Source organism: Shigella sp. FC1967 (assembly GCF_001743005.1).
Classification (GTDB): domain Bacteria; phylum Pseudomonadota; class Gammaproteobacteria; order Enterobacterales; family Enterobacteriaceae; genus Proteus.
The window spans coordinates 1-7,349 of sequence record NZ_MIIZ01000580.1 but is presented as its reverse complement, the minus strand read 5'-3'; the positions used below and the strand labels follow the sequence as shown (position 1 = coordinate 7,349).

General features: G+C 39.1%; 7 protein-coding genes and 1 pseudogene. 1 reads left to right on the top strand and 7 read right to left on the bottom strand.

Annotation, left to right across the window (positions count from 1 at the left end; all coding sequences use genetic code 11):
* The 6 genes from BHE89_RS05860 to lptM all read right to left on the bottom strand — a co-directional run.
* Positions 1 to 282 (bottom strand): UvrD-helicase domain-containing protein (locus BHE89_RS05860; RefSeq protein ID WP_171742466.1); only part of this gene is annotated, 282 nt, incomplete at its 3' end.
* Between the two features lie 144 nt (positions 283 to 426).
* Positions 427 to 1,143, bottom strand: coding sequence for a 5-amino-6-(5-phospho-D-ribitylamino)uracil phosphatase YigB (gene yigB / locus BHE89_RS05855; protein WP_069369899.1), 717 nt, complete (start codon positions 1,141 to 1,143; stop codon positions 427 to 429).
* On the bottom strand, positions 1,143 to 2,066 hold the full coding sequence (xerC, locus tag BHE89_RS05850; protein ID WP_069369900.1) for a tyrosine recombinase XerC: 924 nt from the start codon (positions 2,064 to 2,066) through the stop codon (positions 1,143 to 1,145). Before xerC ends, yigB begins: the two co-directional genes overlap by 1 nt.
* Positions 2,063 to 2,773 carry a DUF484 domain-containing protein gene (locus tag BHE89_RS05845; protein WP_069369901.1) on the bottom strand — a complete coding sequence of 237 codons (711 nt, stop codon included), beginning with the start codon at positions 2,771 to 2,773 and terminating at the stop codon, positions 2,063 to 2,065. Before BHE89_RS05845 ends, xerC begins: the two co-directional genes overlap by 4 nt.
* A 25-nt stretch (positions 2,774 to 2,798) precedes the next feature.
* Complete coding sequence (gene dapF / locus BHE89_RS05840) at positions 2,799 to 3,623, bottom strand: diaminopimelate epimerase (protein ID WP_069369902.1); 825 nt, start codon at positions 3,621 to 3,623, stop codon at positions 2,799 to 2,801.
* Positions 3,624 to 3,664: 41 nt separating this feature from the next.
* The gene (gene lptM / locus BHE89_RS05835; RefSeq protein ID WP_074454113.1) at positions 3,665 to 3,832 is read right to left on the bottom strand and encodes an LPS translocon maturation chaperone LptM; all 168 of its coding nucleotides are present in this window, start codon (positions 3,830 to 3,832) and stop codon (positions 3,665 to 3,667) included.
* Positions 3,833 to 3,911: 79 nt separating this feature from the next.
* Here lptM and cyaY point away from each other — a divergent pair, with 79 nt between their 5' ends.
* Positions 3,912 to 4,229 (top strand): iron donor protein CyaY, encoded by a 318-nt coding sequence (cyaY, locus tag BHE89_RS05830; RefSeq protein WP_069369903.1) that lies wholly within the window; start codon positions 3,912 to 3,914, stop codon positions 4,227 to 4,229.
* A gap of 80 nt (positions 4,230 to 4,309) precedes the next feature.
* Here the strand turns inward: cyaY and BHE89_RS05825 are convergent.
* Positions 4,310 to 6,906: pseudogene (locus BHE89_RS05825) on the bottom strand (class I adenylate cyclase).
* Between the last annotated feature and the right edge of the window lie 443 nt (positions 6,907 to 7,349).

Genomic DNA, 7,349 nt, shown 5'->3' with positions numbered 1-7,349 from the left:
AGCAAGGCTATGGAAAGTGCCAATCCACATACCGCCTTGGCTTGTACCAATTAAGTCTTCAATACGATGACGCATCTCTGCAGCGGCTTTATTGGTAAACGTCACAGCCATAATCGAAAAAGGAGAAGCTTGTTCAACAGATAATAACCAAGCGATACGATGCACCAGTACCCGTGTTTTACCACTGCCTGCGCCAGCTAACACCAGCATATTAATACGAGGTGCGGCTACTGCTTCGCGCTGTTTATCGTTAAGGCCTTCTAGCAGATATGAGACGTCCATAATTACCAATCATTTAGTGAAGAAAATACTGTGGATATATACAGAAATAGAGAGTAAGCAACAAACTAACAGGAATTTACGCGCTATGCAAAATAAAGCCCTTTTTAACCGCGTTTATCTGCACCATTCTTACTAAATATCACATTAAACTAATTCTATCAGTTTGCTTAAATCTGTAATTTCAATATGCGGCATGACTCTGGTTTCACCTTCTTCAAACAAACTACGGTTATCAAGGTTGATCCAGCACGCTTGTAGTCCACTATTAACGGCACCCTCAACATCTGTAACAAGGTGATCTCCCACATGTAAGATTTTCTCATGAGGAAGATTTAACAGTGAGGCGGCTTTATCAAACATATCAGGATAAGGCTTAGAGCGACCATCAGGGCCTGCTTTTAAAATATGTGAAAAATACTGCCCTAAGCCACAACTTAATGGGTTTGCATTACCATTTGTAATCGCAATCAATGGGATTTTCTGCGCCAATTCAGAGAGAACTTGATGAGTATTTTTAGGCACATTAATGCGGCTACGCCAATAAGCAAAGTGCGCCATAATGTCATCAGCACCTTGTTGTGCTTTGGCGTCACTGTAACCGTAATCTAACAACATATTTCTCGCCGCAAGCCAACGCCATTGTGTAATATCATGAAAAATATCAGGATTATTTTCTATCAGTGGTTTTTTATAAGCATTCACATCTTTTTCAGTGAAATGATTAAAACGCAAATCATATTGACGAATAAAATCCAGTGTCTCTTTTTCCGTTTTGTCCATCACTGGCACATTGTCATACAGCGTATCATCTAAATCAAAAGTCATCGCTGCAATTGGCGTCAGAGTTCTGTAAAAGCGCATTATGATTTTTCTCTCTTAGCTCTTGGATGAGCAGCATCATAGACTTTCGCTAAATGCTGAAAATCTAAGTGGGTATAAACTTGTGTGGTCGATAAATTAGCGTGTCCTAATAACTCTTGTACAGCCCGTAAATCACCACTGGATTCTAATAAATGTGTCGCAAACGAGTGGCGTAATTTATGAGGGTTCACATGGCTACTGAGTCCTTGTTTAATGCCCCAAAGTTCAAACCGTTTTTGTACACTGCGCACGGATAAACGCTTACCACTTTGGGTTGAGATAAAGACAGCTTTATCCTCAGGGGCATAGAGCTCTCGCATAGGAAACCAGTTTTGTAACCACTCTAGCGCTTTTCTTCCTAATGGTACTTTTCGTTCTTTACTTCCTTTCCCTAAAACACGAACTTCACCTTCATTCATGTCAATATCGTTAATATTTAAGTTAGCCAATTCTGATAGGCGTAATCCCGCACCATACATCACTTCAAGCATGGTTCTGTCTCTAACAGAAAGAGGATCTTTTAAATCGATATTCATCAATTGGCTAACTTCATCGACATCCATATTTTTAGGAAGGTGGCGACCCGATTTAGGTGTACGAATGCCTTTTGCTGGATTAACCGCTAACATTCCTTGTGCTACTTGCCAGTCAAGAAAGCTACGTAACGCAGAAAAGCGCAAAGCAAGGCTAGTCGGTTGTAATCCACTACGATTACTTTTCGCTAATAGCATGCGTACATGTTGGCTTTCAAGTGATATCCATTGTGTGATTTTCATCGCCACCATCATTTGGGCTAATACCGTTAGTTGGCGATGATAATTTTCTACTGTGACAGGGCTTAATCGGCGTTCAACCTGAATATAACGCAAAAATTGCTCGATAGCGGTAGAAAGTGTTTCTGGAATATCTATTGGTTGGTTCATTGCCTTGCAATCCAACGAAGTAACAATTCGGGTAAAATATGAGCAAGCTTATCCAGCATTACGGTTCCCATCCCTTCCTGAAAATGTTGGTTATCTCGGCTATTAAAAATAATCACGCCTAAATCACCATAATGCCCTAACAATGAAAGCGCAACAGAACCTGAGCGTCGTACATTAGGCATCAATAACATTATTTCTTGCCCATTTAATGGGCCTAAATAATGATTATCATCGCCCATACGTTGAATGCGAAAATGTTCAAATGCTTGCCGAGATAATGGGAGGTCTTGTGCATCTAAAGGGGGTTGTAATTGCCAACGATCGGTAAATAGACGTAATTGAACTGAATAAAGTCCTAATCCCTTCGCCCAAAGGTTTAAGCGTTCTAGCATTTCGTGAAGAGAAGTGCTGTTGGAGAGTTCAGAAATTAATAATAAGAGTTGGCTAAACAGAGCTTCATTTTCAGCGGCTTGTTCTATCAGCAAACGCATATCTTCTTCAAGATAATGGATGCGATTACGTTGACGCGACATTATCCATTCGACTAAAGAAACGGTTCCTCTGACGGGGTGAGGAACTTGCATTTGCTCAATATAGCTTGCATTACGGATAAAAAAACCAGGATGTTCCCTGAGGTAACGGATCACTTGTTGATCATTAAGTTCGTTTGTTTCAGGGCAACAGAACTGCTCATTTTTATCCGTCATACAGATAACCTCTCAAAAAATAATATTATAGCTGAATGATCCCATCATAAATATGTGTCGCCGGTCCAGTCATATAAAGAGAGTTACCCTCTCCCTTCCATTCAATTAGCAATGATCCACCCGGCAAAGTGACGTTCACACGTTTGTCTAATAAGCCTTGTGAAATACCAATTGCAACAGCGGCACAAGCACCGCTACCACAGGCATTTGTTTCACCTGCACCACGTTCAAACACCCGTAAATGGAGGTTACTTCTGTCTACGATTTGCATAAAACCAATATTAGCACGTTCAGGAAAACGTTCATGTTGCTCTAATACAGGTCCTAACAACTCAACTTCTGCTGTTTTAATGTCTTCAACCTGAATAACACAATGAGGATTTCCCATTGAGACTACACCGCATAATACAGTGCGTTCCATTGCCCTGATAATATAGGTCTTTTCTGCCTTTTGTGCACGAAAAGGGATTTTTTGAGGTTCAAATTCAGGCTCGCCCATATTAACGCACACATCATCATTATCCATAACATGCAAGGTCATCCTGCCAGACTGTGTACTGACTTTGATCTCTCTTTTATTTGTAAGACCTTTTAATCTCACAAATCGAGCAAAGCAACGAGCACCATTACCACACTGCGCAACTTCACTCCCATCTGCATTAAAAATACGGTAATGGAAATCGAGTTCAGGATCATAAGGTGCTTCAACCACCAATAATTGATCAAACCCAACACCAGTATGGCGATTCGATAATCGACATATTAATTCTGGTGAAAAATAAACATTTTGAGTCACAGCATCGACCACCATAAAGTCGTTGCCAAGACCATGCATTTTTGAAAATTGCATCTTGCCCCTGCCTGAAACGAAATTACCGTTTCTAAGATTGACTAATTGGTCTGAGTTGAGGCGCTCTCAACTTGCTGGGTTGGCTGGGATGACGGTGTCATTTTTGCCTGAGTATCTTCAGGAGGGAAATAAAGAGGGCCTTTCAAGCCACAACCAGAAAGAGAAATCAGTGTTATTATAGCAAGAGTGCAACGTAAATACGTTTTCATTCGAAATCTGCCTGTCATTTATTTGGTTAATATCCTCTATAATCGCAGTTAGATCTCGAAAAGCAAATAGGAAATGAAGATGAACGACAGTGAATTTCACCAATTAGCTGATGAACTCTTGTCAGAAATAGAACAAACTATTGATAATTACGAAGGTGACGCAGATATTGATTGTGAAATCAATGGCGGTGTAATGACATTAACCTTTGAAAATAATAGTAAAATTATTATTAATCGTCAGGAAGCATTTCATCAAGTTTGGTTAGCAACGCGCTCTGGTGGCTATCACTTTGATTGGAAAGATGCACAATGGATTTGTGATAGAAGTGGCGGTGAATTTTTAGCCATGCTAGCACAAGCAATAACGGAACAAAGTGGGGAAGCGTTTTCTTTCTAAGGCGCAAAGTTAACGACAATAATGGGCGCTATCAACGCGCCCATTATTGTGTATTAGATTATGTATTGGCATGTTCTGAATTAAGAGTGTTGCACCGCTTTATAATCTGTAAATCCGTGGGCAACAACATTCATCTCAGGTTGAGCTTCTTTGCTACCTAGGTCGGATAACTTACCAAAGGATCCGCCAGCAAAAGGCAACACTTGTGTTAATCCTTCCACTTTCACTATTTGATAAAACTGCGGTAAATTAAAATTAATAAAACTGGAGCCGTATGTGAATCGGTCATGAGAAGAAGAATAGAAACGGCTAACATCTTTCACTAGCTCTTCTTTACTTCCTTCACAATGAGAATAAATTTCAACACGATTGGCTTCATCTAATATGTAGATATTAAAGACATTATTATCTTCTGTGGTTTCAAAAAAGAATTGAATGATCCCTTCACAAGCAAAACCATCAATCACTGCAGGTAAATAGCGAGCATCTTTATCTAATTTAACTGGCAATCCATGAAGCTTGTTATATGAAATTGCACCGTAAAACTCGATAGCATTCTCTAATTTTTGCACCGACACATTAAGGCGTTCAAAGAACAACCCCCACGTTTGCCCAGCAATGCGTAACGCCTTAAAACGCCCCGGCTCTAAACGATTTGTTGATAATCGCAATTCAATACATTCCGAGACTAACTGCTGAACACGAGTACGGATCAAACCACGCAAATGTTGACTATAACAAAATACTTCAACAGAGGCAGGTGGAGCCGCATCTTGGTGCATTTTACCTAAAATCGTTTTTAACGATTCCAACATAGATTGCGTGCCACTAAAATGAAGGGTTCTCACCTCATTCCAAGAATTACGATATAACAAATCAATGCTACCAATAAGACACTGCTCTTTTTCACCAAAGCTAAAGACATCGAGTTTTCTAAAATCAAAGTGAACCACTTGATCAGAAAAACGCTCTGTTGGGTCAGTTTCTAAATTAACAATAATCGCGAGGTGTCTAATTTCACAAGGGCTATATAGTGCTTTCGGTGTTGGTGCAGGTAAACGAATGGGGAAATGGCTCGACATATCCCTCACAAGTTCATGCAGTTTAATTTCATCACAAGAAGATCCTCCTTGATGAATATAAACTCGAGACTCTTTCGTTAACAGCCCATTAAAGTAAGACCATGCCACTAATTTATTTAAATAGCGATTATATTCTAATGGTTGGTGTCCAACGATATTTTCAAAATTAGGGGCTCGGTTATATAAATACCACCCACTACGATTTGCTCGACCTTGTGGTACATAAATAAAGGTTAAATGTGGCTCTGATAAATCAGGTGAAATTTGTGGATTAACCAGTGTGACCTTTCCGGGTAATGCTTCAAACGCAGCGTAGAGTTTACGTGTTAAAACACCAATATCTTGCGGGCTTGCACTGACACTTAAATTATTGCGACGCGCAAAACGGATAAGATTACGATAACTTTGCATCATCGTATCTAATAATTCATTGTGTGCATCACGGACACGCTCGATTTTCCAACTATCACGCGTATCGAGTACTGTTAAGCGCTCATTATCCCATTGCCATTGAGTAACCAATTGCGATAAGACTTGTCGCCTCCAACCTTCAGGTTCGTTTTGTGTTTTTTCGTTAGATAATTTTTCACATACTTTCAGGTAGAAACAGCGACGGATAAGATCAAGACGAGTTAAATCATTGATAGAAACCAAATAGCGAGTGACACGCTCCAGCATCATACAATAAGCATCTAACCCATAATTAACGATTTCGCCACGATGTAGATGTTGTTTCATTTCTAATGCCAGCAACTTTCCATTAGGATAGTCCGCTGAGTAGGCTTCTAATAAAATACTTTTTAGTACTGCTTTATAAGGTGAGTCGACACTTTTATAGAGTTGCCATAAACTTGCGCCAAAGTACTCTTCAGCAGAAAGTTCACCTAACCCCCCTAAGTCTAGCCACTCATTTGGCGTTAATACACCTTGAGCATAAAGGGAGTTAACATATTCGTCATAATGATGTTCTTCTTCAATAGGCACCATCGCCCATAGCAACCGCTTACCTGCTAGGCGTACCGCAGTACGATAAAACTCATCAAGTAAAAGAATATGTTGAGTAGAACCACAATCTTCTCCACCCAAGCTACCGCTTGCGTGATGACGAAATCTATTTTCATCAATTAAGAAAAAACGTAACATCAATACCGAGTTCGCCCGCCCATTGTTCAATCAATTGGCATTTGCGTTGTAAAAAGTGCACGTTCATCTTGATCCAGCCATGATTGATGGCAGACCCAAATATCAATATCAGAACAGTGACTCTGACCAATAGAAGAGGTACTCCCCATTGAATAGATACCAGTAATTGGCAACTCTCCATTGGCGTATCCATCCATCGGATCATTACATAATGCGCTAACCAGACTATTCGCCCATTGACGTTGCATGTCATCAGGTTTAAAGAAACATGTGCCGTGAGGAACATTTCCTTGTATGTAGCCGGGCAACTCAGGATGGTGGTAATGCAATAAAACAGGAATTAAACCATAGACCTGTTTAAAAACATCACTCATCGATGCAAATGCTCGTTCCAGTCTGAGTTGATTAATCGCATCCAGCCGTTGCTTCAGTGTTTCAATATAAAGATACAAGAGTTTCGCCTGAACAATACTAAGAAGATAGTAGAATCTGAGTTTATAAGTAACCAAGGTTGAGTTAGGTAATATTAATAGATAAAACTTTACTAACAAAATCTCGGAAACGTGATCAATTTAACACCTTGAACGCAAGGCGTAAAGAGAAACTCAAAATATAGCACCAAGATCTAAAAATGATATTCAAGTGCTTAATCGTGTAAAGCCATCAATTAAATATCTTTATAATCATAAAGATAAGCTATTTTATTTCTAGAGAAAATGATAAAAAAAATCGCTCAATCCTTCTTTTAACCCACAAAAATCTCTGTTTACTCAATGATGAAACTAAAAATAAATTTTGACAAAACATAAAAAATAGATAAAAAAGTGAAAATAGAAATAACCGATTGATAATAATGAATTATTTATATTTTTTAATTATTTTTTATTTTTACACT